The organism is Bradyrhizobium sp. 1200_D9_N1_1, assembly GCF_052075915.1.
In the GTDB taxonomy this organism is placed as follows: Bacteria; Pseudomonadota; Alphaproteobacteria; order Rhizobiales; family Xanthobacteraceae; genus Bradyrhizobium; species Bradyrhizobium diazoefficiens.
This window is the reverse complement of the sequence record NZ_CP197226.1, coordinates 798,172-823,861: the sequence shown is the minus strand read 5'-3', so window position 1 is coordinate 823,861 and position 25,690 is coordinate 798,172. Positions and strand designations below refer to the sequence as shown.

Below are 25,690 nucleotides of genomic sequence, written 5' to 3'. Positions count from 1 at the left end.
GCGCACTCCGTCCTCATCCTGAGGAGCCGCCAGAGCGGGCGTCTCGAAGGATGGGCCAAAGGGACGTCGCTCTGCAAATACGATTGCGACCCCAGCGGGGAGAGGAGTTCGATTTTCTACGCGGCCCGGATCGCGTCCAGGAACTTTCCGACCTCGACCTTGAGGCGGCTGCTCTCGCCCGACAGCGATCTGGCTGCCGCGAGCACATTCGAGGATGCCGATCCGGTCTGGCTCGCGCCGCGCTGCACGTCGACGATGCTGGCGGAGACCTGCTGGGTGCCGCGGGCCGCCTGCTGCACGTTGCGGGAAATCTCCCGCGTCGCCGCGCCCTGCTCCTCGACCGCCGAGGCGATCGCGGACGCGATCTCGGACATGCGGGTGATGGTGTCGCCGATCGACTTGATGGCGCCGACAGAATCCTCCGTCGCCGTCTGGATTCCCGCAATCTGCTGGCTGATCTCGCCGGTGGCCTTGGCGGTCTGCTCGGCCAGCGCCTTGACCTCGGAGGCGACGACGGCAAAGCCGCGGCCGGCCTCGCCGGCGCGGGCCGCCTCGATGGTGGCGTTCAGCGCCAGGAGATTGGTCTGGCCCGCGATCTGGCTGATGAGCTCGACGACGTCCCCGATCCGGCCGGCGGCCTTGGCCAGCTCGCCGACGTGATCGTTGGTCCGCCCGGCCTGCTGCACCGCTTCGCCGGCGACGCGCGCGGAGTCCTGGACCTGCCGGCTGATCTCGTCGACCGACGAGGCCATTTCCTCCGCCGCCGCGGCAACGGTCTGCACGTTGGTGGAAGCCTGCTCGGACGCGGCCGCGACGGTCGCAGTGACCTTTTCCGATTGATCGGCCGTGCTCGTCAGCGTTCCCGCCGAGGCCTCCAGCTCCGAGGATGCCGACGCCACGGTGTTGATGACGTCGCCGATCATCGCTTCGAAGTCGCGCGCGATCTGGTCCATCCGCTGGCTGCGACGGAGCTTCGCCTCGGCTTCGACCGCGGCCGCCTCGTCGGCGGCCTTCTTGGCCGCGAGCGAATCCTTGAAGTGCCGCAGCGAGCCCGCCACCTGGCCGATCTCGTCGTTGCGGCCCGTCGCGGGGATCTCGACCTCATGCTGTCCGGCGGCGAGCGTGCCGATCACGTCCGCGAGCCGGCTAAGCGGCGTTACCACGCGGCTGCGCAGCATCATGGTCACGCCACCGAGCGTCCCGAGCAGCGCCAGCACCGCCACGCCTGCAAGCGCGAGCATCGCCAGCGCGCCATCGCGCGCGGCCGCGGCGCGCTCGGCCGCTTCGGCCAGCGCGGCGTCGCGCACGCCGTAGAACATCTGGATGGCCGGCACGATGACACCGGCCAGCTCTTCGGCGTTGACACCGTACTTGCCGTCGCTACGGGCCGCCGGCATTTCCTTATCCACGACGAGCGCGGCTTTGCCGAAATAGGAGTCCGTCGCCGCCTTCAGCGCGGTGGCGATGCGGGGCGGGCTTCCGAGCTGGTCGATACCGGCCTCGATGCGCTCGCGGTCGGCCTCGACACGCCCCTGCATGCGATCCATCAGCGAGAACTCGGCCGCGGTGAGCGGCCGGCGTACGCTCAGCGCCGGCGACAGCGTGGCGGCGCGGCTGCCGGCCGAGACGCGCAGATCCTGCGCCGTCCGTGCCAGGCTCAGCAGCGCCGCGAGCGAGGAATCGGCATTGACGACCTTCGCCTCGAGCCGGTTCATGACCGGCTCGATATTGCCGAGCACCTCGGCAACACCGGGCAGGAAACCCTTGATCGCGGCGCTGTCGCGCGCTGCCAGCGGAACACTCATCGCGCGATCTGCCGCAGCGTTGATCTCCTTCAGCCGCCGCGCCGCACGGTCGAGATGCTCGGCAATCGCTCCGCCGTCATCCAGCACCATGATGGCCCGCCTTGCGCTCTCGAAGGCGGTCTCGGCGGCTTTCGCGGCCTTCGCGGCAGCGTCGATCTGGGCCTGCGTCGCAGCGGCTTCCTGGAAGATCGGTCCAATGTAGGGGGCACGGAGACCGGCGACCTGCTGGCTGACCATCAGGGTCGCACCAAAAGCGTCAACCGTCTTGATCGCATCGGAGCGGTTCGTGAAGATGCGCGCCTGGGGTATCAGCACCTCGGCGCCGAGGATGACTGCAAAAACCGTCACCGTGAGCATCGACAGCGCGAAGAGCTTCCCGATCCGCATCCTTGGGTCCCCGAATACATTGCTACAAATGTCGAAAACCTAGCTGGCGGCCACTAAGGGCCCGTTAAGCAACGGCCCGTAGTTCAGCGGAGTGCCTTGGGCCGCGCGGGTCGCCGGAACGCTGTCATCGCCGGGTTCCCCGTGGTGCCAGATGCGACAGAATTGCCGGGATTTTCCTCGCAAAACGCCTATATCAATGCTTGCGTCGCCATCCGGCCGCACTCGCGTACCTCCGGAACATCAATGCTCTCGGTCGAACTCGTCATCGTCGTCGTCCTGATCGTCATCAACGGCCTGCTCTCCATGTCGGAGCTGGCCGTGGTCTCGTCCCGTCCGGCCCGCCTCTCGCTGCTCGCCGCCAAGGGCGTGCGCGGCGCCGACCGCGCGCTGACGCTGGCGGCCGATCCCGGCAAATTCCTCTCGACGGTGCAGATCGGCATCACGCTGGTCGGCGTGCTCTCGGGTGCATTCTCCGGCGCGACGCTCGGGCAACGGCTGGCGCAATGGCTGGTCGAGCTCGGCCTGTCCGCCGGCATCGCCGACATCGTCGGCGTCGGCATCGTCGTCACGCTCATCACCTACGCCACACTGATCGTCGGCGAGCTGGTGCCGAAGCAGGTGGCGCTGCGCGACCCCGAGAGCATCGCGGTCAAGGTCGCGCCCGCGATGCATGTTCTGGCGCGGATCTCGCTGCCGCTCGTCTTCCTGCTCGATCTCTCCGGCAAGCTGATCCTCACGCTGCTCGGCCGCGGCGGCAAGGCCGAGGAGAAGGTCTCGGAGGACGAGATCCATCATCTCGTCAGCGAAGCCGAAAATGCCGGCGTGCTCGAGCCCGGCGAGAAGGAGATGATCGCCGGCGTGATGCGGCTCGGCGACCGGCCGGTCGGCGCCGTCATGACGCCGCGCACGGAGGTCGACGAGATCGACCTGAACGACACACCGGAAGCCATTCAGCAGATCATCGCCAAGAGCCCGCATTCGCGCTTTCCGGCCTCGGACGGCGAACGCGACAAGCCGATCGGCGTGCTCCAGGCCAAGGACCTGCTGGTCGCGTTCATGAGCGAACGCACGCCCGATCTGCGGGCGCTTGTTCGCGAAGCGCCAAGCATTCCCGCCTCGGCGGATGCCCGCGACGTGCTCGCGATCCTGAGGGCCGCTCCGGTCCATGTCGGTTTCGTCTATGACGAGTACGGCGCCTTCGAAGGCGTGGTCACCGCGGCCGACATTCTGGAATCGATCGTCGGCGCGTTCCATTCCGAGGAAGGCCCGCCGGAGCCGGCCTATGTCAAGCGCGCAGACGATTCGCTGCTGGTCGCCGGCTGGATGCCGGTCGACGAATTCTGCGAGCTGCTCGGCATCGAGCTGCCGCCGCACCACCGCTTCTACACCGTGGCGGGCCTCGTGCTGCAACACTTCAACGTGCTGCCCAATGTCGGCGACGCCTTCGACCTCGGCGGCTGGCACATCGAGGTGGTCGATCTCGACGGAAGAAGGATCGACAAGATTCTGGCGAGCCGTCGGGGTGAGCAGGCGGCGGCGTGAGTGCGCGCTCGCGTGAAGTGACGCATGCTGTCGCGCCAATCTCCACTCGTCGTCCCGGACAAGCGCGCCTCAAGCGCGCGCCGATCCGGGACCCATACTCCCAGGAAGCCGTTTGGCGAAGACTGGGGTTCGGTACTACCACCAACCGCAATCGATCGATCACGCGGTATGGGTCCCGGATCTGCGCTGACGCTTGTCCGGGACGACAGCTGAGATTGTGGTTCGCGCTCATGCCAGATGCAGGCGCCTACCCGAACCTCACACCGATCCGCTTTTCCTTGCGCCAGACCACGGTGCACGCCAGATGCTTTCCGTCGGCCTGGATGAGCAGGGTGAAGTGTTCGGGAATGCCGACCGGGCTGGTGACGTCGAGGGCTGCGCCGGTGTCTGAGAAATTGCGGACGGTGCAGTCGATCGCGCCGCCACCGAACTCGATCGTTCCGGCCTTCAGCACGCGATGCCTGGCTTTGTTGCGTCGCTCGTCCATGGGATGAACTATACCCAAAGTTGAATCAGACGTTAAGCCCCCGCTCTGCTCGCGACAATTTCATGGCCTCGCGCGGGCCGCATCATGCCGTGGCCCGGCGCCTCACAGCGCCGGCTGGAACGTCTCCGCCCGCGCCATCCGCCAGGCGTCGCGGAAGCGCGGGTCCTCCGTGCCTTCGAGCAATTCTCCCGGACGCAGCGCCGGATAGAGCTGCGCGAAAGATTGCACCTGGGTCGTCGACCTCCGTTGGCTGAAGTGGATCGGGCGCAGCTGCTGGGGATGTTCGAGGCCGGCCGCGGCGATCAGCTCGGTCAGCGAATGCAGCGTGGCATGGTGGTAATTGTGCACGCGGTCGATCTTGAGCGGCACGTAGAGCGCGCGCGCCCGCGTCGGGTCCTGCGTCGCGACACCGGTCGGGCAGCGGTCGGTGTGGCAGCTCAGCGACTGGATGCAGCCGAGCGAGAACATGAAGCCGCGCGCCGAATTGCACCAGTCGGCGCCGATCGCCATCGCCCGCGCCATGTCGAACGCGGTGGCGATCTTGCCGGAGGCGCCGAGCTTGATGCGGTCGCGCGCATTGATGCCGATCAGCGCGTTGTGCACGAAATTGACGCCCTCGCGCATCGGCATGCCGAGATGGTCCATGAACTCGAGCGGCGCCGCACCGGTGCCGCCTTCGTTGCCGTCGACGACGATGAAATCGGGATAGATGCCGGTCTCCAGCATCGCCTTGCAGATCGCCAGGAATTCCCAGGGATGACCGATGCACAGCTTGAAGCCGGCCGGCTTGCCACCGGAGAGGCGGCGCATCTCAGCGATGAACTGCATCATGCCAACGGGCGTCGAGAAGGCGCGGTGCGAGGCCGGCGAGATGCAGTCCTCGCCCATGGACACGCCGCGGATCTTGGAAATCTCCTCCGAGACCTTTGCCGCCGGCAGCACGCCGCCATGGCCGGGCTTGGCACCCTGGCTGATCTTGAGCTCGACCATCTTGATCTGGTCCTGGCCGGCGACGCGCGCGAACGCTTCGGGATCGAACGAGCCGTCGAGATGGCGGCAGCCGAAATAGCCGGAGCCAATCTCCCAGATGATGTCGCCGCCCATCTCTGCGTGATAGGGGCTGAAGCCGCCCTCGCCGGTGTCATGGGCAAAGCCGCCCTTCTTCGCGCCGGCATTGAGCGCACGCACCGCGTTCGGGCTGAGCGCGCCAAAGCTCATCGCCGAGATGTTGAACACCGAGGCCGAGTAGGGCTTCTTGCAGTCCGGTCCGCCGACGACGACGCGAAACTTCTCCTCGGCATGCGCCTTCGGCGACACCGAGTGATGCATCCACTCATAGCCCTCGCGGTAGACGTCCTCCTGGGTGCCGAACGGACGCTTGTCGAGCTGCATCTTGGCGCGCTGATAGACCACCGCGCGGGTGTCGCGCGAGAACGGCATGCCGTCCTTCTCGCTCTCGAAGAAATACTGCCGCATCTCGGGGCGTATCTCTTCGAGCAGGAAGCGGATATGCGCCGAGATCGGGTAGTTGCGCAGCACCGCATGGCTCTTCTGGAGCAGGTCGCGGACGCCGAGCAGCGTCAGGGCGCCGAAGATCAGGATCGGGATCAGCAGGATGTCGAAGATCTTGCGGTCGGCGATGCCGAAGCCGATCAGGAGCGCGGTGACGACCGCGCAGATCGTCAGCACTATGAAGCGCGGCGAGAATGGCATCAGCAGGGTTTCCATGGCCCCCTCTTCCAACGGCCCACGCTTCGATTTTGGCGCTTTGCTATTTTCGTCGGCCACGATTCCCATCCTCTCGCCAGCTTGAGGCGGTACGATACGCCCGCGCCTTTCATACGGATATGACGCGGCCCTTGTTTCAGGCTAGCGAATTCCGCCGCCGCAGATCAATCCGCCGAGAGGTTAGGCTTTTGCAGTGCAGCAGAGGGAGTGGGGATGGGAATAGTGGGGCGGCCGGGCCAGTGGGCCTCAACCGGCTGCCCATGGAGCGCAGACGCGTTTCCACAGGTTCAGCTGTCGTCCCGGGCAAGCGTCAGCGCAGACCCGGGATCCATAACCACAGGATTTCGTGACTGAGAGAGCTGTCACTGCGCGTCCTCGCCAAACCACATCCTGTGGCTATGGGTCCCGGATCGGCGCTCCGCTTCGCTGCGCTTGTCCGGGACGACGAGTTGAGTGTTGACGCGAGATCGCGCCACTCATTCAACAGAACTTACCGCTCGACGAACGCCTTCTCGATCACGAAATGGCCGGGCTTGTTGCCGCTTCCCTCGATGAAGTCGCGGCCTTCGAACATCACCTTCAGCTCTTCCAGCATCGCCGGGCTGCCGCACATCATGATGCGGTCGGTTGCGATGTCGAGCGGGCCCTGTCCGATGTCGTTGAAGATCTGCTCGGAGCTGATGAGGTCGGTGATGCGGCCCCGATTGCGGAACGGCTCGCGGGTCACGGTCGGATAATAGACCAGCTTGTCCGCGAGCAGCTCGCCGAACAGCTCGTCCTCGCGCAGATTGGCGACGAGCTTCTCGCCATAAGCGAGCTCGGAGACCTGGCGGCAGCCATGCACCAGCACGATGGTCTCGAACTGCTCGTAGACGTCGGGGTCCTTGATCAGGCTCGCGAACGGCGCGAGGCCTGTACCGGTCGAGAGCAGCATCAGCCGCTTGCCCGGGATGAGGTTGTCGGTGATCAGCGTGCCGGTCGCCTTGCGGCCGACCAGGATGGTGTCGCCCTCCTTGATCTTCTGGAGGCGCGAGGTGAGCGGACCGTCCTGAACCTTGATCGAGAAGAACTCGAGCTCTTCCTCGTGGTTGGCGCTCGCCATGCTGTAGGCGCGCAGCAGCGGACGGCCGTCGACCTCGAGGCCGATCATCGCGAACTGGCCGTTCTGGAAGCGGAAGCCGGTATCGCGCGTGGCGCGGAAGCTGAACAGCGTGTCGGTCCAGTGCTGGACGGAAAGAACTTTCTCTCGGTAAAACGCGCTCATGATTTTCGATATTCCGAATAATTGCGGTTTTAGGGCAAAAGCGCTGCCCGGCCCTGAAAGCAGGGCGGACACCATTGCCATGGCGGAGGATTTCGCGTGTGTGATCTACGCCATTGAGACCAATAATCAACCTCGTTTCGGATGCAATTGATGCCGATCAAACCGGCACTTGCGGTGGAATTGGCCGCATCATTAATGAATCTGCTGCGCGGCGCGCACAGAGGGCAATTTCTTTTCCCTTTCGGGCTCGATGGCAGCACTTAATTTCCGTCGCGCTCGCGAGAATTTCATTAAGAATAGCTCTGATCTTCACCCCGGCTTGGCGCCGATGCCCGCATTTTTGCGGCTTTTGGCGACAGGAATGATTGAGACCCATGGCCAGCAGCGAACGCATCTTCGTCCAGGCGATCAGGCGCTATTGCGCCCGACATGGCATTGCCGTCGACATCCGCGCCGGTGGCTGGCTGATCGCGATGCGCCGGGGCGAGGCGCGCCACTTCGCCTTCGGCTACGACATCGGCCTCAACAGCGCCATCGCGCATCGCCTCGCCAACGACAAATCGGCGACCGCCGAGGCGCTGTCGCTTGAAGCCGTGCCCTGCGTTCCTCATCATCTCTTCCTCAACCCGAGCATGGGCGCGCATGTCGCCGGCCCTGGTTGGCGTGAAGCGATGCTGGCGCTGCTTGCGCAGCACCCGCAAGGCGTGGTGGTGAAGCCGAACGAGGGCACGTCCGGACGCGCGGTGTTCAAGGTGACGAGCGCTGCCGAGCTCGATCGCGCCGTCTGCGAGGTTTTTTCGTCGGGCCTCGGCCTCGTGATCGCGCCTTATGTCGAGATCGAGGAGGAGGTCCGCGTGATCCTGCTCGATCGCAAGCCGATGATCGTCTACCGCAAGGACCGGCCGTCGGTCGTCGGCGACGGGGAGCATACGTTGCGCGAGCTCGCGATCGCGGCGGGACACGACGGGCAGCTCCGCGAGCTCGAAGCGCGCGAGGTGAATGCGGTCGTCCCGAACGGCAAGCGGCGCATCCTGAACTGGCGGCACAATCTCGACGCCGGCGCGCGGCCGGTCCTGATGGAGAATGGCGAGGTGCGCGCGGCATGCGTGAGGCTCGCCGTCGACGCCGCCAACGCCATCGGCATCGCCTTCGCCTCGATCGACGTGGTGCGCGTGGATGGCGCCTGGCGCGTGCTCGAGATCAATTCCGGCGTGATGATGGAGGCGCTGGCGAAGCTCCATCCGGAGCTGGTGCAGGCGACGTATGACGCGGCGCTGGACCGGGTGTTTGGGAAGACAAGCTGAGCGCCAAGCGCACGCTGCCATTCCTTCTCCCCTTGTTGTGGGAGAAGGTGGCGCGGAGCGCCGGATGAGGGGTTCTCTCCACTTGTATGACTGCTCGTGCGGATAGATACCCCTCACCCGTCTCGCCGCTATGCGGCGAGCCACCCTCTCCCACAAGGGAAGAGGGTGCATCGAGACCGCGGCACGATCACCGCCACTCAAACCGCCTAATTATTCGCGCTCGCCGAATCGTCCATCGCCTTGAAGGCTTCCTCGAGTTGCAGCGAGATCGGCACGTTGAGCCGTTCGCCGGTCGGAAGCCTGGCGGTGAACCATTTGTTGTAGAGCGGGACGAGGTCGCGGTTGGAGCCGAGCTTGCGGAAGGTGCGCTCGACCACGGCCGACAATTGCGGCTCGCCTTTCCTGAACATGATGCCGTAGGGGTCGTAGGACAGATAGTCGCCGGTGACGCGGTACTTGTCCTGCGCCTTGTGGCGCGCGATCAGGCCGGAGAGCAGGATGTCGTCGGTCGCGAACGCATCCGCCTTGCCGTCCGCGAGCATCTGGAACGATTGCTCGTGATCGGCGCCGACGGCGATGGTCAGCCCCAGCGAGGATTTCTTGTCGGCCGCTTGGATCGCCTGCTCATTGGTGGTGCCCTTCGTCACCACGATGGTCTTGCCCTTCAGGTCGGTCAGCGACTGGACGCTGGACGCCTTCGGCACCATCAGCTTGGTACCGGCGACGAACATCAAGGGGGAGAACGCGACGCGCTTGGCGCGCTCGGCATTGGCCGTGGTCGAGCCGCACTCCAGGTCGATCTTGTTCTGGAGCACCGCGTCGATGCGGTCGTCCGAGGTGACCTTCACGTAGTCGATCTTGAGATTGGGATCGTCGACCTCGACGCCGATCTCCTCGACGATGGCCTCGCAGAGTTCGAGGCTGTAGCCGATCGGGCGGCCCGACTGGTCGAGGAAGGAGAACGGCGGCGAGCTCTCGCGATACCCGAGCCGCACGACATGCGCCTTCTTGATAGCCGACAGCGTCGGGCTGAGCCCTTCGCTCCCGGTCTGGGCGAGTGCTGTGGTCGCGAGCAACGATGCCGCGAGCCAGAGGCAGCCGCCGATCACTGACCTTGTCAGTGTCTGGCCCATGGTGTGCTCCTAACCATGGCCGGCCATGGCGGGCACTTCGCCCGGCACCATGTCATCAGGAACGGCGTCGCCCGGTCCCATCGCATGCTCGGGCCCAAGCTCGCCTTCCCACTTCGCGACGACCGAGGTCGCGAGCGTGTTGCCGATCACGTTGGTCGCGCTGCGGCCCATGTCGAGGAAGGTGTCGATGCCCATGATCATGAGCAGGCCGGCCTCGGGGATGTTGAACTGCGCCAGCGTCGAGGCGATCACGACGAGGGAGGCGCGCGGCACGCCGGCGACGCCCTTCGAGGTGATCATCAGCGTCGCCAGCATCGCGAGCTGCGTGCCGAGCGGCATGTCGATGTGGTAGCTCTGCGCGATGAAGATGCTCGCGAAGGTGCAGTACATCATCGTGCCGTCGAGGTTGAAGGAATAACCGAGCGGCAGCACGAAGCTCGAGATCCGCGACGAGGCGCCGAAGCGGTTGAGGCCCTCCAGCGTCTTCGGATAAGCCGCTTCCGAGCTCGCGGTCGAGAACGCGATCATCAGCGGCTCGCGGATCAGCTTCAGCAGGTGGCTGTAGCGCGGCCCGATCACGATGAAGCCCACGATCACCAGGATCGTCCACAGGAGCGCCAGCGAGAGATAGAAGCCGCCCATGAACACGACGAGCTTCCAGAGCACCAGCAGGCCGTTCTTGGCCACCGTCGCCGTGATGGCGGCCCACACCGCGAGCGGCGCGAACAGCATCACATAGCTCGTCACCTTGAGCATGATGTGGCCGATATCGTCGATCAGCGCCAGGATCGGCTTGGAGCGCTCCGGCATCGCGCCCATCGCCACCGAGAAGAACACGGCGAAGATCACGATCTGGAGGATCTCGTTCTGCGCCATCGCGTCCGCGATCGAGGTCGGGATCAGATGGGTCAGGAATTTCTCGATCGAGAAGGCGGAGACCGGCAGGCCGGTCGACTGGCCTGCCGCAGGCAGCGTGCCGGGGAAGTTGGCGCCGGGCTGAAGCAGATTGACCATGATCAGGCCGAGCATCAGCGAGACGAAGGAGGCGCTGATGAACCACCCCATGGTCTTGGCGAAGATGCGGCCGAGCTTGGCGCCCGAGCCCATATGGGCGATGCCGCCGACCAGGGTCGCAAACACCAGCGGCGCGATGATCATCTTGATCAGGCGCAGGAACATCATGGCGATCAGGTTGATGGACGAGGCCCAGTCGGCGCGCGTATCGGGCAGGAAGTTGTAGATCGCCGAGCCCATGATGATGCCCAGCACCATCGCGCCCAAGATGTATTGCGTAAACCTGTTCGACATTGCTTACCCCCACGTACACCGGCGCTTCATGATGTCGCAGATATGGCGGCTGCGCAACTCGCTTGCCGGGTGGCCGCGTTGGCCGGATGTTCCCGTTGTGAAACGGCCCCCCGCGATCTAGCCTTCATGCAGCGCACAACGAATGCGCCTGCACGTTTTCTTTGCGGCAGCTGCATCAATAATCGTCAAACAAACGGAGAGGGAAACGCCATGAGCGGCAGCATCAATCGCCAGATTCTTCTGGTCGAAAAACCCAGCGGCAAGCTCGGCCCTGAACATTTCAAGATGGTCGACGGCGCGATGCCCGAGCCGAAGGACGGCGAGGCTTTGCTGCGCGTGCGTTACATCTCGCTCGACGCCGCCAACCGCGCCTGGATGCATGGCGCGACCTATCGTTCAGCCGTCGAAGCGAACAGCGTTATGGCCGGCGGCGGCATCGCCGAGGTCGTCAGCTCGAAGGCGCCGGGGTTGGCTGCCGGCGACATCGTGTTCGGCGACACCGGCTGGCAGGAGTTTGCCGCGGTGCCGGCAAAGCATCTCACCAAGATGCCGAAGCTGGAACCGATGACGCATCTGCTCAGCGTGTTCGGCATCGCCGGCCTCACCGCCTATTTCGGCCTGCTGGAGGTCGGCAAGCCCAAAGAGGGCGAGACCGTCGTGGTCTCCGCGGCGGCCGGCTCGGTCGGCTCGATCGTCGGGCAGATCGCCAAGATCAAGGGATGTCGCGTCATCGGCATCGCCGGCGGCGCCGACAAGTGCAACTGGCTGACCTCCGAGCTCGGATTCGATGCCGCCGTCGACTACAAGGACGGCGCGGTGTTCAAGGCCCTGCGCGCGGCCGCGCCAACGGGCATCGACGTCTATTTCGACAATGTCGGCGGCGACATTCTGGAAGCCTGCCTGCCGCAGATGAACAATTACGGCCGCATCGCCTGCTGCGGCGCGATCTCGCAATATGACGGTGCGCCTGCCGCGCACGGTCCGCGCGGCGTACCCGGCCTGATCGTGGTGAAGCGGCTCGTCATGCAGGGCTTCATCGTGATGGACTACATGAAGGACAGCCAGCGCGCGCTCGCCGAGCTCCAGGGCTGGGTCAAATCCGGCAAGCTGAAGGTGCAGGAGGACATCATCGACGGATTGGAGAACACGCCGAAAGCGCTGATCGGATTGCTCGCGGGCGAGAACCGCGGCAAGCGCATGGTCAAGCTCTGACGACGTATTGCTTGAGCATGATCTCCGCGCAAACGCGTTCCGCGTCTGTCGCGAGGGATAACCGCTGCACACTTTGCGCTGACGCGGCCCTTCGGGTCCGGATCATGCTCCAGTTACGTCGCAATTGCGCCGGCATTATCCACTTGCGGTAGCGGCCAAAGCATCCAAAGATACCGCGCGCGAGGCATCACTCGCGACGATTGCGCTTGAATCACATTTGAAAATCGTCGGCGCTACCGACAGGGCGGGAATTCACTCAGATGTTCAACACGTTGAAACATGCATCAACGCGCACGGCGTTGCTCGCGGCCGTGCTCTTCGCAACTGCAACAGGCGCGTTCGCGCAAGCGCCGACCGACGCGCAGAAGAGCGCGATCCGGTCCGCATGCCGCTCGGACTTCATGGCGCACTGCTCGAGCGTCACGCCCGGCGGCGTGGAAGCGTATCAATGTCTGGCGAAGAACATGTCGAGCCTGTCACCTGGATGCCAGACCGCGGTTCGCGCGGTCGAGCCGGCTGCGCCTCCGAAGACCGAAGCCGCGCCGGCCGCGCCAAAGACCGAAGCTGCGCCCAAGACCGAGTCCAAGACGGAAACGGCGCCTGCGGCGCCGAAGGCTGAATCGGCGCCCGCCGAAAAGCCCGCCGCCGCACCAGCGCCGAAGGCAGCTGCCGCCAAGCAACCGAGCAGCGCGCAGGTTGCTGCGGTCAAGAGCGCGTGCCGCGCCGACTATCCCAAGGTCTGCGCCAGCGTGCCGCCGGGCGGTGCGCCCGCGCTCGAATGCCTTGAGAAGAACAAGGCAAAGGTTTCGCCCGCCTGCGAGAAGGCCCTGAGCGCCGCGGCCGGCGGCGGCGCAGCAGCAACGGCAGCGCCTGCGGGCGCAGCCCCTGCGGCGGCGGCAGCACCGGCGGCCGCGCCAGCCGTGATCGTTCTGCGCCCGCTGCGGCCGCGCGAAGAGCTGTTCATCGTCCGATCGGCCTGCGGCGCCGACATCCGCACGCTGTGCGCCGGCGTCGCGCCCGGCGGCGGCCGCATCGTGCAATGCATCGCCAGCAATGCCGCGTCGCTGTCGCCCGCGTGCAAGGACGTGCTGGCGCCGTTCGCGGCGCGATAAGGCAGCGCACGGCGACGCGCCGGAGTGCACGACACCGATCGGCGGCATGCGCGAATGAATTCTCGCACGCCTGCCGCGATCAACCTTTGCGGATATCGATTTCGATCACGACAAGACCGGGAGGACAACATGCGTTCATTGCTGCTGGTTGCTTCTGCACTCCTCGCCTTCGGGGCGACCATGACGTTCGAGGCCACCGACGCCAACGCGGTGGTGTGCGCCCGCGGCGTCTATCGCGCCGGCTGCGCCGGGCCGAACGCGGCCGTCGTGGTCCGCAAGCCGGTTCCGGTGGTCCGCTGTACCAGGGTGCTGGTGGACGGGGTCTACGTGAAGCGCTGCGTCTGATCCCCGGGTGGCCAAGCCGGCGCGCTTTGGCTATGGTTCGCGCCTGACGGTTTCGGACACGCGCAAGACGCAGGTCCGAAAGCGAGCTTTGGCGCGCCGCGCTTGGCCGATAATTCTGCTGGCGCGGGAGGCCGGAGCACATTAGTCTACCCCTAGATAGTAAGTATACTGTCAATTAGGGAGGCAGACGTTGCGGATCGCCGTGATTGGCGGGGGGCCCGGCGGGCTCTACTTCGCCTATCTCTGGAAGAAGCGTCATCCCGAGGATCAAGTCGACCTGTTCGAACAGAACCCGGCCGACGCGACCTGGGGTTTTGGCGTGGTGTTCTCCGACCAGGCCCTGGAGTTCCTGCGCGCCGACGACCCCGAGACGGTCGATGCGATCGCGCCGCATATGGAGAGCTGGGAGAACATCACGCTCAACCTGCAGGGCGGCAGCGTCGCCATCGACGGGGTCGGCTTCTCCTCGATCGGGCGGCTCGAGCTCTTGCAGTTCCTTCAGCAGCGCGCGCTCGATGTCGGGGTCACGCCGCGCTTCGACACGCAAATTCACGGGATCGACCAGCTCAACGGCCACGATCTGATCGTCGCCGCCGACGGCTTGAACTCGCTGGTGCGCCGCGCTTACGAGGGCGATTTCGGCACCTCGCTGTCCTACTCCTCCAACAAGTTCGTCTGGTACGGCACCTCGAAGCGCTTCGACACGCTGTCACAGACTTTTGTGAAGACCGACCGCGGCGCCTTCAACGCCCATCACTACCGCTATTCGCCGACCATGAGCACCTTCCTGGTCGAGTGCGACCACGCCACCTGGCAGGCCTATGGCTTCGCCTACAAGGACGTCGAACAGTCCAAGGGCGTCTGCGAGGAGGTGTTCGCCGACACGCTCGGCGGCCACTGCCTCGTCTCCAACAAATCGGTGTGGCGCAATTTTCCCTGGGTCTGGAACGAGCACTGGTCGTTCAAGAATATGGTGCTTATCGGCGACGCGCTGCACTCGGCGCATTTCTCGATCGGCTCCGGCACGCGGCTCGCGATCGAGGACGCGATCGCGCTGGTCAAGGCGCTGGAATCCGATGCGCATCTGAACACCGCATTGCTTCGCTACCAGGCCGCGCGCAAACCGGTCGTGCAGAAGCTCGTCGACGCCGCACGAACCAGCGCCTCCTGGTACGAGAACTTTGCCCAGCACATGCAGCTCGACCTGATGGATTTTGCTTACAGCTACATCACCCGCTCCGGCCGCATCGACGATTCCCGGCTGCGGGCGATGTCGCCGGCCTTCATGGCGCGTTACGAGGCCGCCAAGAACGGTGGGGATGCGGCCAGTGAGGCTACCGCATGAGCAACGAGATTTGCGACCAGGTGCCCGCGGACAGCGCGGGCGCACGCGAGATCGGCTTTGCCGTTCCGGAAATCTACAACGCCAGCCGCGTGCTGTTCGACAATCTCGGCAAGGGATATGGCGACAAGCTCGCGCTGATTGGTCCGGCGGGCACGCGCACATATGCCGAGCTCTGCGCGGAGGCTTGCCGCTGGGGCAACGGCTTCATCTCGCTCGGCCTCAAGCGTGGCGATCGCGTGCTGCTGTTCCTCGACGATACGCCGGCTTATCCCGCCGCCTTCTTCGGCGCCGTGCGTGCCGGCTTCGTGCCGCTCCTGATCAACACGCTGACGCCGCCGGATCTGTTGCAATTCTATCTCGCCGATTCCGGCGCGACCGTCGCGGTGGCCGAGTCCGAATTCTGCGCGCGCTTCAATGCAGAGGCGCGCAAGGACACGAGCCTGCGTACGCTGATCGTCGTCAATGGCGAAATGGGCGAGCGTGCTGCGCCTGCGGCGGTCGCGGCGGCAAGCTGGCTTGCGCAATTCCCGGCCGAGCTTGCGGAAGCGAATACCCATCGCAACGAGATGGCGTTCTGGATGTACTCGTCCGGCTCGACCGGCCGGCCCAAGGGCATCGTGCACCTCCAGCACGACATGACCTATAGCGAGGTGGCCTTCGCGCAGAATGTGTTGAAGCTGACGCCTGACGACATCTGCTTCTCGGTGCCGAAGATCTTCTTTGCCTACGGGTTCGGCAACTCCGTCACCTTCCCGTTCTCGGTCGGCGCGGCGACGCTGCTGCTACCGGGACAGCCGAAGCCGGCGACGATCTTCGCGGCGATCGAGCAATACAGGCCGACCGTCTTCTTCGGCCTGCCGACGCTTTACACCTCGCTGACCAAGGCCGAGGGCGCGCAACAGACGAACTTCTCGTCGCTGCGCATGGCGCTCTCCGCAGCCGAAGTGCTCTCGGCCGAAGTCTTCAACGGCTGGAAGACGCTCACGGGGCTCGAAATCGTCGAAGGCCTCGGCTCGACCGAGGTGCTGCACATCTATCTCTCCAACCGTCCCGAACGGAAGAAGCTCGGCGCCGCGGGCCTGCGCGTGCCCGGCTACGAGGTCGCGCTGCGCAACAAGGACGGAAGCGAGGTCGGCGACGGCGAGGAAGGCATCTTGTGGGTGCGCGGCGATTCCAACACGCCACTGTACTGGAATCGGCCGGACAAGTCCGCCGAGACCATCCGCGAGGGCGGGTGGATCTACACCGGCGACCGCTTCGTCCGCGATGCCGACGGCTTCCACTTCTTCCGCGGCCGCGCCGACGATCTCATCAAGATCTCCGGCCAGTGGGTCTATCCGCTCGAGGTCGAGCTCTGCCTCGCCGATCACCCCGACATCCGCGAATGCGCGGTGTTCGCCGCCGAGCTGCCGGACCGTCGCATGACGCTGAAGGCGGTGGTGGTGATGAACAGCCGCACCACCGACCAAGGCGAAGCGACGCGGCGGCTACAGGATTACGTGAAGGGCAAGCTCTTGCCCTACAAATATCCGCGCGAGGTGATCTTCATCGACGAACTGCCGAAGACGGGGACGGGGAAGATCGACCGGCAGGCGTTGCTGCGGATGTGAGGCCAGGCACTGTTAGGGACGCAGCACGCAACCACACTCTCGCTGTCATCGCCCGCGAAAGCGGGCGATCCAGTACGCCGGGACGGTGAGGAATACGGAGAATCCGCGGCGTACTGGATTCCCCGCCTTCGCGGGGAATGACACCGCTATTGTTGCAACATCAGCGTCTTACTCACTCGTTCACCCGCCCTTCCCCAGATGCTCCAGCGCGTCCTCGGCCCGCAGCGGCACCCGCGAGACTTCGTTGTTGAGATCGACGAGCTGCACCAGAAGTCCCATCAGCGCCTTGCGCTCAGTGGGCTTCAGCGGCTCCAGCATGCGCGCCTGGGCGCGTTCGACGGCGGGAATGATCTCGCGCAGGATCGCGGCGCCTGATTTGGTCAGGTAGAGCAGCTTGATCCGCTTGTCCTCGGGCGCGGGCTTGCGCTCGATATAGTCCTTGGCCTGAAGCCGTTCGATCACGCTGCCGAGGGTGGAGCGGTCGAACGCGATCACCGCCGACAGCCGCGTCGCATCGATGCCGGGATGGGTGTGGATCGCGATCAGCGCCCCATACTGCACCGGCGTGAGATCGAACGCCTTGCACTCCTCCATGAAGATCGAGACCGCGATCTGCTGCATGCGCCGGAACAGATAGCCCGGCGCGGCATAGATCGCGTCCATCGTGATCGGGGGAGGAGGCTTACTCGGCATCGGGCTGCTTCTCCGGTGCGGCATCGGCGAACGCCGGCAGCGCCTTGGCGGCAGCCTCCGCCTTCAGCAGGCGCGGATAGGCCGAGACGTCGACGCCGAAGCGGCGCGCGTTGGCAAGCTGCGGCACGAGGCAGAGATCGGCGAGCGTCGGCGCATCGCCGAAGCAGAACGGGCCCGGCTCGTCCCTGATCAGCGTTTCGCACGCCGACAGTCCCTCGCGGTTGACCCAGGCGGCCCAGTCCTGGACCTTCTCCTCCGCAAGCCCCAGCTCGCGCAGCCGCGCCAGCACCTTCAGGTTCTGCACCGGATGGGTGTCGCAGGCGATCGCCAGCGCAAACGCTCTCACCTTGGCGCGTCGCAGCGGATCCTTCGGCAGCAGCGGTGGATTGGGGTGCGTCTCGTCGAGCCATTCGATGATCGCGACCGATTGGGTCAGCACCGCACCGCCATCGTTCTCCAGCGCCGGCACCAGCCCTTGCGGATTGATGGCAAGATAGGCGGGCGCGCATTGCTCGCCCTTGCGAAGATGATGCGGCAGATGCTCGGCGCCGAGGCCCTTCAGATTCAGCGCGATCCGCACCCGGTAGGCGGCGCTGGAGCGGAAATAGCCGTGCAGCTTCATCGGAACCCTCCCTTTTGTTTTCTGTCATTCCGGGGCTCGCGAAGCGAGAGCCCGGAATCCATACTCCCGATCGTGGTTATGGATTCCGGGCTCGACTCTGGCGCGTCGCCCCGGAATGACGACAACCTTGTATGCCGTCCGTCACATTGACGCTACCTAGATCGTCAGTATACTGTCAATCAACAAAACGACGGGAGCCGCACCATGGAAGCCGTGACCAAGACGCCGGAACGCGAGGCGTTCTACAAGAAGATCGACGGCGAAAATCTCACCGCGCTGTGGACGGTGATGGGCGATCTGATCACGCCGGAGCCGAAGAGCGCCTGCCGGCCGCACCTCTGGAAATTCGACGTCATCCGCGACTACATGCGTGAAGCCGGCAAGCTAATCACGGCCAAGGAGGCCGAGCGCCGCGTGCTGGTGCTGGAGAACCCGGGCCTGCGCGGGCAATCAAAAATCACGACCTCGCTCTATGCCGGCGTACAGATGGTGGTGCCCGGAGACGTCGCTCCCGCGCATCGGCACAGCCAGTCGGCGCTGCGCTTCGTGCTCGAAGGCAAGGGCGCCCACACCGCCGTCGACGGTGAGCGCACCGCGATGGAGCCCGGCGATTTCATCATCACGCCGTCGATGACCTGGCACGATCATTCCAACGAGACCGACGAGCCGATGTTCTGGCTCGACGGCCTCGATATCCCGCTGGTGCAGTTCTTCGACTGCTCCTTTGCGGAAGGCTCGAAGGAGGACCAGCAGAGGATCACGAAGCCCGCCGGCGACAGCTTTGCGCGCTATGGCCACAATCTGCTGCCGGTCGACGTGAAGCGGAGCTCGAAGACCTCGCCGATCTTCAGCTATCCCTATGCCTACACCCGTGAAGCGCTGGAGAAGGCTCGCGCGAGCCAGGAATGGGACGCCTGCCATGGGCTGAAGCTGAAGTTCAGCAATCCCGAGACCGGCGACTTTGCGATGCCGACCATCGGCACCTTCATCCAGTTGCTGCCGAAGGGGTTCAAGACTGCGCGATATCGCTCCACCGATGCGACGGTGTTCTGCCCGATCGAAGGCCGCGGCCGCAGCCGCATCGGCGATGCCGTTTTCGAATGGGGCCCGCGCGATCTGTTCGTGGTGCCGAGCTGGCACTGGGTGACGCACGAGGCCGACGACGACGCCGTGCTGTTCAGCTTCTCGGATCGGCCCGTGCAGCAGAAGCTCGACCTGTTTCGCGAGGATCGCGGGAATGCGTAAGGCGGGGTGCTATAGCCTCACATTCGGTGTCGTCCCGGCGAAGGCCGGGACCCATACCGCATGATCTATCGACGGCAGGTGGTGTGAGTACCAGCGAAGAGTAACTACCCGTCTTCGCCAAACTTCTCCCTGGGGTTATGGGTCCCGGCCTTCGCCGGGACGACAATGGAGGTTTTGGCGCGCGTCTCCATCCACATCGTCGCTGCGCTCGCAATGACGGAGTATGTCTCACCGCCAGTGCAGCAACCGCGTCTCCAGCAGATTGATCACCTTGCCCACCGCGAGGCCAAACACCGATAGGATCACGACGCCCGCGAGCAGTTGATCCGTCTGCATCAGATTGCCGGCCTGGAGCACGAAGGCGCCGATGCCGTATTGCGCGCCGATCATCTCGGCGCTGACGACGAGCAGCAGGGCCACCGAGGCGGTGATGCGGAAGCCGGCGAGGATCGCCGGCAGCGCGCCCGGCCAGATCACCTTGCGCACAATGGTGGCGAAGGGCACGTTGAAGCTCTGCGCCATGCGGATGAGGTTGCGCGGCACCGCATCGACGCCGCTATAGACCGAGATCGCGGTCGAGAAGAACACGCCCAAGGCAATGGTCGCGATCTTCGGCTCTTCGCCGATGCCGAGCCAGAGGATCAACAGCGGCAGCAGTGCGATCTTCGGGATCGGGAACAGCGCCGAGATGAAAGTGATGCCGACGCTGCGCGCGAGCCGCGACAGGCCAATGGCAAAGCCGACGGCGACGCCGGCCGCCGTTCCCAGCAGCCAGCCGACACCGATGCGCAGCAGCGAGGCCGACAGGTGCTGCCAGAGCGCGCCTGACATCGCCAGCTCGTAGATCGCGCGCACGATCGCCAACGGCGCCGGCAGGAACAGCGGATTGACGAGACCGGCGCTCCCGGCCGCCTGCCAGATCGCGATGACGAGGGCGAGCGCGATCCAGCCGCCGAAGCGGCTGCTAGCCGGCACGAAGCCCGCGCCGCGGAAGCGGACGCGACGGGTCGCCTCGCTCTTGACAGGTGTCTCCGCCACCGACGCGCGATCAAGCATGCTGGACCTCGCGCTCGGCATCGATCGCCTCGTGGCGGATCAGCGACCAGATCTGGTTCTGAAGCAACAGCAGCTTTTCGCGCGCCGCGGTTTCGCCGCGCTCGGCGCGCGTCATCGGCACGGTGACGACCTCGCGGATCCGCCCGGGCCGGCGCGACAGCACCACGATGCGGTCGGCGAGCCGCGCCGCCTCTTCGAGATTGTGCGTGACATAGACCGCGCCCATGCCGCCGTCGGCGAGCAGGCGGACGAAGTCCTCCATCAACAACTCGCGGGTCTGCGAATCCAACGCCGAGAGCGGCTCGTCCATCAGCAGGATGGCAGGCCTGACCGCCAGCGCCCGCGAAATCCCGACGCGCTGGCGCATGCCGCCGGAGAGCTGCTTTGGATAGGTCTTGCGAAAATCGGTCAGGCCGGTGCGGCGCAGCGCATCCTCGACCAGCGCGCGGCGCTGCGCCGCCGAGAGCTGGGCGTGCAGCAGCGGAAATTCGACGTTCTCCTCGACCGTCGCCCAGGGCAGCAACGCAAAATCCTGGAACACGAAGGTGAGCGGATTGAGACTGTCCGCCGGCGGCGCCCCGCGCAGCTCCGGCGCGCCGGAGGTCGGCTGCAACAGCCCGCCGAGGATCGACAGCAGCGTGCTCTTGCCGCAGCCGGAAGGACCGACGATCGCGACCACCTCACCGGCGCTGACGGTGAAGGAGACGTCGTCGAGCACGGCGAGGTCGCCGAAGCGGTGGGTGATGTGGTTGGCGATCAAGTCCATGCTGTCTCGTCTATCCGGTTCTCCGTCGTTCCGGGATGATCCGAAGAATCAGACCCGGAACCTCGAGATTCCGGGTTCGATGCTTCGCATCGCCCCGGAATGACGGAAGCATCAATCCGCCTTCACATAGTCCTTCGCGATGATCGTATTGGCGTCAAAGCCCTTGTCGGCAAAGCCCTGCTCCTGGAGCCATTTGATCTGGTTGTCGACGTTCTTGACGTCGAGCTTGCCGTCGGGATCGATGTAAGCGCAATTGCCGACCACCTGCTCGACCGGCAGATTGGTGTACTTCGCGATGATCTCCAGCAGCGGCTTGGTCTGCTCGTTGACGGGCGCCACGCCGTCCTTCATCGCGGCGAGGATCACGTCGTGGTATTCGCGGTCAGCCTTTGCCAAAGCGCCGAGCAGCTTGGTTACCAGCGCCTTGTTGGTCAGCGTCTTCGGCGAGGCGAACACCGCGCCGAGCTGCCAGGGCGTCTCGTCACCGACCCAGCCCAGGAACTTCGCGCCGCCCTCATCCATCAGTTTTCGCGCGGTGGAGATCGGCAGTAGCGCGGCATCGACAGTCTCGCCTTTCAGCGCGGCCGCCGCATTGGACAGCGACTGCAGCGGGATGATCTTCACGTCGGCGAGCTTGAAGCCGTATTTGTCGGCGAGCAGCCCAAGCGAATAATGGAAGGATGATCCGACCTGCGTGACCGCGACGCGCTTGCCCGCGAGGTCCTTCGGCGTTTTCAGCCCGGCCGCGTAAGCGTTGTTGCTGGCGAAATAGCCGATCAGGGGATAGCCGGCTTTTTCGCGGCTCATGCCGCCGATCACCTTGAGCACGCCCTTGCCGGCGAGATTGTAGAGACCGGCGGTGAACGCGGTGACGCCGAAATCGACGTCGCCCGAGGTGGTGGCGACCGCGATCGGCTGCGCCGCGTCGAAGAACTTCAGCTCGACGTCGAGGCCGGCCTCGCGAAAATAGCCCTTGTCCTGCGCGATGAAGACCGGCGCGGAGGAGGACAGGCGGAGCACGCCGATCCTGGCCTTCAGCGCGTCCTCGGCCTGCGCCGCGCCCATCGCCATGATCGCCACCAGGCCCGCAAGCGCGAGCCGCGCAATCCCGATCATCCGGTTTCCTCCGTCGTTGTCTTGGTCGTTCTCTTGCAGCCCGTCAAAGCCCTTCGGGCACGGGCTGGTCCCGTCCGATGAAGGCGCCCTGTTGTTTCAACGTTTCCTGCAATTTTTCAATGGGGATGTCACGCGGGATCCGGTTTCCGGAGAGCGCCAGCGCGGCGGCGGAACCGGCCGCCTCCCCCATCACGAAACAGGCACCCGAGACGCGGGCGGCCGACTGGCCCTCATGGGTCATCGAGGCGCAACGGCCGGCGACCAGCAGATTGTCGACGCCCTCGGGCACCAGCATCCGGTAGGGCAGCTCGTTATAGCCGCGCGATTCCGGGATTGGCGGAAAAGTGAAGATCACATCGCCGGGAACATGAGCCTCGATCGGCCAGCCGTTGACGCCGATGGAATCCTCGAACGAGGCACAGCCGAGCACGTCCTCGCCGCTGAGCTGGTAGCCGCCTTTGATGCGGCGGGTCTCGCGGATGCCGAGCTGCGGCGGCAGGTCCACGATGTAGGACTTCTCAAAACCCGGCACCGTGCGCAGGAATTCGAACGCGGCGAGCGCCTGCCTGCGGCCCTCGATCTCGCCGCGGGTGAGATCGTCGGGCTCGATGCCGTTGATGGCGTGGCCATCCTCGCGCGCGACCTGCGTGAAATTCACCCGCCATTCGATGCCGGATTTCTGCGGCCGCACGATGGCACTTTTCCGCGGGAATTTGTGGGTGCCGGCGGCGAGCGCCTTTTCCATCAATTGCGGGATGGTGCGCCAGGCCTCGCCCGCCTTTTCCGGATCGATATTGTTGAGACGGAGCATCATCGACGGGTAGAGCGGATGGCCGTGTTCGTCGCCGACTTCGAACGGCGCCCCGGCCCAGACCGCGAGATCGCCGTCACCGGAGCAGTCGATGAAGATCTCCGAGCGCACCGCCTGCCGGCCGGCCTTGGTCTCGACCATCAGCGCGTCGATGCGGCTGTTATCGCCCATCACCACGCCGGCGCCGAGCGCGTGGAAGAGGATATTGACCTTGTGGCTTGCCAGGAGTTCGTCGGCCGCAATCTTATAGGCCGCGGTGTCGTAGGCCTGGGCAAAGACCTTGCCGAGGATCAGATGCGGGGTGTTGAGGCCGTTGAGCAGGTCGATCCGTGCCAGGAGCTCGGACGCCAGGCCCTGCACCAGCCGGTGGGCCTGGCCGTAGACGTTGCCGTGCAGGCCGCAGAAATTGGTGACGCCGGCCGCGGTGCCCATGCCGCCAAGGAAGCCGTAGCGCTCGATCAGCAGCGTCTTCCGCCCTGCCCGCGCCGCCGACGCCGCCGCGATAATGCCGGCCGGACCGCCGCCGAGCACGACGACCTCATATTCGCCGTAGAGCGGCACCTGGCGCGCTGGTTCTTCGATCGTCGTGGCCCGCATGGCGCGTCCTATCCCTGAAAATCCTTGCTTGGGACCGACTATGAATTAACGCGAGGCGGGCTACAATCCACCAAATTACGCGATCAGCTTTCTCGAATCGCGAAAGGTCAGAGATGGACATCCTGGTGAACCTTCAGGCGTTCCTCGCCACCGCGGATGCGGCCGGCTTCTCTGCCGCCGCGCGAAAGCTCAACGTCTCGACCTCCGTGGTGGCCAAGCGCGTCACGCAGCTGGAGACGCGGATCGGCACGCCGCTGTTTCACCGCTCGACCCGGCAATTGCGGCTGACCGACGCCGGCCAGCGCTATGTGCATCGCGCGCGCGGCGTCGTCACCGATGCCACCGACCTGCTCTCGCGCATGGGCGAGAAGGGCCACGATCTCGTCGATCACCTCCGCATCAAGGCGCCGACCTCGCTGACGGTGGCGCGCCTCGCCGACGCCTTCAGCGCCTTCCAGACCCAGAACCCGCGACTGAAGCTCGAGATCGTGCTGATCGACCGCCCGGTCGATCCCGTGACTGAGGGCTTCGACATTGCGATCGGCGCCTTCCCGCACTCCTTCGGCGGCGTGGTCGACGAGCCGCTCTGCGCGCTGAAGCGGCTGCTCTGCGCTTCCCCCGCCTACTTGAAGAAGCACGGCACGCCAAAGCATCCGCGCGACCTCGTCGAGCATCGCTGCCTCAGCTTTCTGCCGACGGGACCGGAATGGATTTTTGACGGGCCGCGCGGCCGCATCAGCATCCAGGTCAGCCCGCTGCTCTCCTCCAACGAGGGACACGTGCTGGCGCGCAGCGCCATCGCCGGCAACGGCATCGCACTGATCTCGCATTATCTCGTCGCCGATGCCTTGCGCGACGGCACGCTCAAGCCGGTGCTGCGCGACTTTCCGATTCCGGAATTGTGGGTGAAGGCCGCGATCCCCGAACGCCGGCGCAACGCGGCGGCGGTGCAGGCGCTGCTCACCCTGCTGAAAACGTCACTCGCGTCGTCGCTGTAAGCCGCGTCGCGCGGCTGTCACAAGATCGCAGTTGCTCTTGATTGTCGGACCTGAGAGAAGGGCCGCCATGGATTCGATAGTCGTGAAATTCGCCCTGCCAGCCCTGATCGCTCTTGCGATCTCCACCACTCCCGCCGCAGCCGTGGAGCAGAACTGCCGCTTCATCCAGGCCAAGGCCGATCGCGAGGCCTGCTACATGCGGCAGGAGGAAGAACTGGCCGCAAAGCGCAAGCCTGCTGCGCCCGTGAATGAGGGCAAGACGCTCGAAACGCTGCGCCAGATGCGGCAGGACGACGACGCCGTCTATCGCAGCATCAACAACATCTGCCGCGGCTGCTGAGCCGAGAACGCTCAGCCTTTCCCGCCGCCCCAATTCCCCGCCCGCTTCTCGGCGAACGAGGCCAGCCCCTCCGCCGCCTCCGAGCTCTGGCGCTTGACCGAATGCAGGTGCACCAGCCGCGTGTACGCCGCATCGTCCACCGCCATCCCGCCGAACGAGCTCTCCAGCGCGAGCCGCTTGGTCTCGGCCATCGCCTCGGGTCCGTTGGCGAGGAGCTGCTCGACCACCTTTGCACCGGCGGCCTCCAACTCGGCGAGCGGCACGACTTCGTGGACGAGACCGATGCGGCGGGCGTCTTCGGCGCCGAAACGTTCGCCTGTCAGCGCGTAGCGGCGGACCTGCCGCACGCCGATGGCATCGCAAAGCTGCGGGATGATGATCGCCGCCGTCAGGCCCCAGCGCACCTCCGTGATCGAGAACAGGGCATTGTCCGCCGCGATCACGACGTCGCAGGCCGCGATCACGCCGGTACCGCCGCCGAAGCAGCCGCCCTGCACCAATGCGACGGTCGGAATCGGCAGCGTGTTGAGCCGCTGCACGGCCTCGAACGTCGCCCGCGATGCCGCTTCGTTGGCCTCGGCCGATTGCGGCCGCACGCCGTTGATCCATTTGAGGTCGGCGCCGGCCTGGAAATGCTTGCCGTTGCCCCGGAGGACCACGACGCGCAAATTGGGCCTCTTGCCGAGATCGTCGATAGCCGCGAGCACGCCCGCGATCAGCGCACCGTCATAGGCGTTGTTGACCTCCGGCCGGTTCAACGTGACGGTCGCAACCCCACGCTCATCCAAAGTCCACAAAACGGGGTTGGCAGTCATCGGCGATCCTCCGGTCGTTTGTTTGCCCTGCACTATGGCCGAGGCCACG

At 65.3% G+C, this 25,690-nt stretch carries 23 protein-coding genes; 10 read left to right on the top strand and 13 right to left on the bottom strand.

All coding sequences use genetic code 11. The features are described from left to right. Positions 1–116: 116 nt before the first annotated feature. Positions 117–2,192 carry a methyl-accepting chemotaxis protein gene (locus AB5K84_RS03885; RefSeq protein WP_011082928.1) on the bottom strand — a complete coding sequence of 692 codons (2,076 nt, stop codon included), beginning with the start codon at positions 2,190–2,192 and terminating at the stop codon, positions 117–119. Between the two features lie 243 nt (positions 2,193–2,435). On the opposite strand from AB5K84_RS03885, the gene AB5K84_RS03880 reads away from it, so the two are divergent. Continuing rightward, on the top strand, positions 2,436–3,734 hold the full coding sequence (locus tag AB5K84_RS03880) for a hemolysin family protein (RefSeq protein ID WP_011082929.1): 1,299 nt from the start codon (positions 2,436–2,438) through the stop codon (positions 3,732–3,734). A gap of 247 nt (positions 3,735–3,981) precedes the next feature. Here the strand turns inward: AB5K84_RS03880 and AB5K84_RS03875 are convergent, their stop codons facing one another. The 3 genes from AB5K84_RS03875 to AB5K84_RS03865 all read right to left on the bottom strand — a co-directional run bounded on the left by AB5K84_RS03875 (position 3,982) and on the right by AB5K84_RS03865 (position 7,213). After that, complete coding sequence (locus AB5K84_RS03875) at positions 3,982–4,221, bottom strand: PilZ domain-containing protein (RefSeq protein ID WP_011082930.1); 240 nt, start codon at positions 4,219–4,221, stop codon at positions 3,982–3,984. 102 nt (positions 4,222–4,323) lie between these two features. Next, positions 4,324–5,949, bottom strand: a complete 1,626-nt coding sequence (locus AB5K84_RS03870; RefSeq protein ID WP_011082931.1) for an FMN-binding glutamate synthase family protein — start codon at positions 5,947–5,949, stop codon at positions 4,324–4,326. A gap of 490 nt (positions 5,950–6,439) precedes the next feature. Further along, positions 6,440–7,213, bottom strand: a complete 774-nt coding sequence (locus AB5K84_RS03865) for a ferredoxin--NADP reductase (protein WP_028175111.1) — start codon at positions 7,211–7,213, stop codon at positions 6,440–6,442. Positions 7,214–7,587: 374 nt separating this feature from the next. Between AB5K84_RS03865 and AB5K84_RS03860 the strand changes: the two genes are divergently transcribed. Next, a complete protein-coding gene (locus tag AB5K84_RS03860) occupies positions 7,588–8,517 on the top strand; it encodes an ATP-grasp domain-containing protein (protein WP_011082933.1) in 930 nt (309 codons plus the stop codon). A 206-nt stretch (positions 8,518–8,723) separates the two neighbouring features. On the opposite strand, the gene AB5K84_RS03855 is transcribed toward AB5K84_RS03860, so the two are convergent. Further along, positions 8,724–9,650 carry an amino acid ABC transporter substrate-binding protein gene (locus tag AB5K84_RS03855; protein WP_011082934.1) on the bottom strand — a complete coding sequence of 309 codons (927 nt, stop codon included), beginning with the start codon at positions 9,648–9,650 and terminating at the stop codon, positions 8,724–8,726. Positions 9,651–9,659: 9 nt separating this feature from the next. Continuing rightward, the gene (locus AB5K84_RS03850; RefSeq protein WP_011082935.1) at positions 9,660–10,958 is read right to left on the bottom strand and encodes a dicarboxylate/amino acid:cation symporter; all 1,299 of its coding nucleotides are present in this window, start codon (positions 10,956–10,958) and stop codon (positions 9,660–9,662) included. Positions 10,959–11,168: 210 nt separating this feature from the next. Between AB5K84_RS03850 and AB5K84_RS03845 the strand changes: the two genes are divergently transcribed. From AB5K84_RS03845 to AB5K84_RS03825, 5 genes are all read left to right on the top strand, one after another. Further along, on the top strand, positions 11,169–12,170 hold the full coding sequence (locus AB5K84_RS03845) for an NADP-dependent oxidoreductase (protein ID WP_011082936.1): 1,002 nt from the start codon (positions 11,169–11,171) through the stop codon (positions 12,168–12,170). Between the two features lie 260 nt (positions 12,171–12,430). Further along, entirely contained in the window at positions 12,431–13,282 is an 852-nt protein-coding gene (locus tag AB5K84_RS03840; protein ID WP_011082937.1) for a cysteine rich repeat-containing protein, read from the top strand. Between the two features lie 129 nt (positions 13,283–13,411). Next, complete coding sequence (locus AB5K84_RS03835) at positions 13,412–13,627, top strand: hypothetical protein (RefSeq protein ID WP_038966627.1); 216 nt, start codon at positions 13,412–13,414, stop codon at positions 13,625–13,627. A 190-nt stretch (positions 13,628–13,817) separates the two neighbouring features. Next, entirely contained in the window at positions 13,818–14,972 is a 1,155-nt protein-coding gene (locus tag AB5K84_RS03830) for an FAD-dependent monooxygenase (protein ID WP_028175116.1), read from the top strand. After that, positions 14,969–16,582: a benzoate-CoA ligase family protein gene (locus AB5K84_RS03825; RefSeq protein WP_011082939.1), complete on the top strand. Its 1,614-nt coding sequence runs from the start codon at positions 14,969–14,971 to the stop codon at positions 16,580–16,582. The genes AB5K84_RS03830 and AB5K84_RS03825 overlap by 4 nt, the downstream gene beginning before the upstream one ends. 180 nt (positions 16,583–16,762) lie before the next feature. Here AB5K84_RS03825 and AB5K84_RS03820 read toward each other — a convergent pair whose 3' ends face one another. Continuing rightward, complete coding sequence (locus tag AB5K84_RS03820; RefSeq protein WP_038966628.1) at positions 16,763–17,275, bottom strand: MarR family winged helix-turn-helix transcriptional regulator; 513 nt, start codon at positions 17,273–17,275, stop codon at positions 16,763–16,765. Beyond that, positions 17,265–17,897, bottom strand: coding sequence for a maleylacetoacetate isomerase (gene maiA / locus AB5K84_RS03815; RefSeq protein WP_011082941.1), 633 nt, complete (start codon positions 17,895–17,897; stop codon positions 17,265–17,267). Before maiA ends, AB5K84_RS03820 begins: the two co-directional genes overlap by 11 nt. 204 nt (positions 17,898–18,101) lie before the next feature. On the opposite strand from maiA, the gene gtdA reads away from it, so the two are divergent. Beyond that, positions 18,102–19,142 carry a gentisate 1,2-dioxygenase gene (gene gtdA / locus AB5K84_RS03810; protein ID WP_011082942.1) on the top strand — a complete coding sequence of 347 codons (1,041 nt, stop codon included), beginning with the start codon at positions 18,102–18,104 and terminating at the stop codon, positions 19,140–19,142. 228 nt (positions 19,143–19,370) lie between these two features. Here gtdA and AB5K84_RS03805 read toward each other — a convergent pair whose 3' ends face one another. The 4 genes from AB5K84_RS03805 to AB5K84_RS03790 form a co-directional block, all read right to left on the bottom strand. Further along, positions 19,371–20,198, bottom strand: a complete 828-nt coding sequence (locus tag AB5K84_RS03805) for an ABC transporter permease (RefSeq protein WP_038966629.1) — start codon at positions 20,196–20,198, stop codon at positions 19,371–19,373. Further along, positions 20,191–20,964 carry an ABC transporter ATP-binding protein gene (locus tag AB5K84_RS03800; RefSeq protein ID WP_011082944.1) on the bottom strand — a complete coding sequence of 258 codons (774 nt, stop codon included), beginning with the start codon at positions 20,962–20,964 and terminating at the stop codon, positions 20,191–20,193. The genes AB5K84_RS03805 and AB5K84_RS03800 overlap by 8 nt, the downstream gene beginning before the upstream one ends. A gap of 111 nt (positions 20,965–21,075) precedes the next feature. Beyond that, positions 21,076–22,080 carry an ABC transporter substrate-binding protein gene (locus AB5K84_RS03795; RefSeq protein WP_011082945.1) on the bottom strand — a complete coding sequence of 335 codons (1,005 nt, stop codon included), beginning with the start codon at positions 22,078–22,080 and terminating at the stop codon, positions 21,076–21,078. A gap of 43 nt (positions 22,081–22,123) precedes the next feature. Beyond that, entirely contained in the window at positions 22,124–23,488 is a 1,365-nt protein-coding gene (locus tag AB5K84_RS03790; protein ID WP_011082946.1) for an FAD-dependent oxidoreductase, read from the bottom strand. Between the two features lie 113 nt (positions 23,489–23,601). Here AB5K84_RS03790 and AB5K84_RS03785 point away from each other — a divergent pair, with 113 nt between their 5' ends. Both AB5K84_RS03785 and AB5K84_RS03780 read left to right on the top strand, forming a co-directional pair. Further along, positions 23,602–24,486: a LysR family transcriptional regulator gene (locus tag AB5K84_RS03785; RefSeq protein WP_011082947.1), complete on the top strand. Its 885-nt coding sequence runs from the start codon at positions 23,602–23,604 to the stop codon at positions 24,484–24,486. 67 nt (positions 24,487–24,553) lie between these two features. Next, a complete protein-coding gene (locus AB5K84_RS03780) occupies positions 24,554–24,826 on the top strand; it encodes a hypothetical protein (protein WP_051000323.1) in 273 nt (90 codons plus the stop codon). Between the two features lie 11 nt (positions 24,827–24,837). On the opposite strand, the gene AB5K84_RS03775 is transcribed toward AB5K84_RS03780, so the two are convergent. Beyond that, on the bottom strand, positions 24,838–25,641 hold the full coding sequence (locus AB5K84_RS03775; RefSeq protein ID WP_038966630.1) for an enoyl-CoA hydratase-related protein: 804 nt from the start codon (positions 25,639–25,641) through the stop codon (positions 24,838–24,840). Positions 25,642–25,690: the final 49 nt, after the last annotated feature.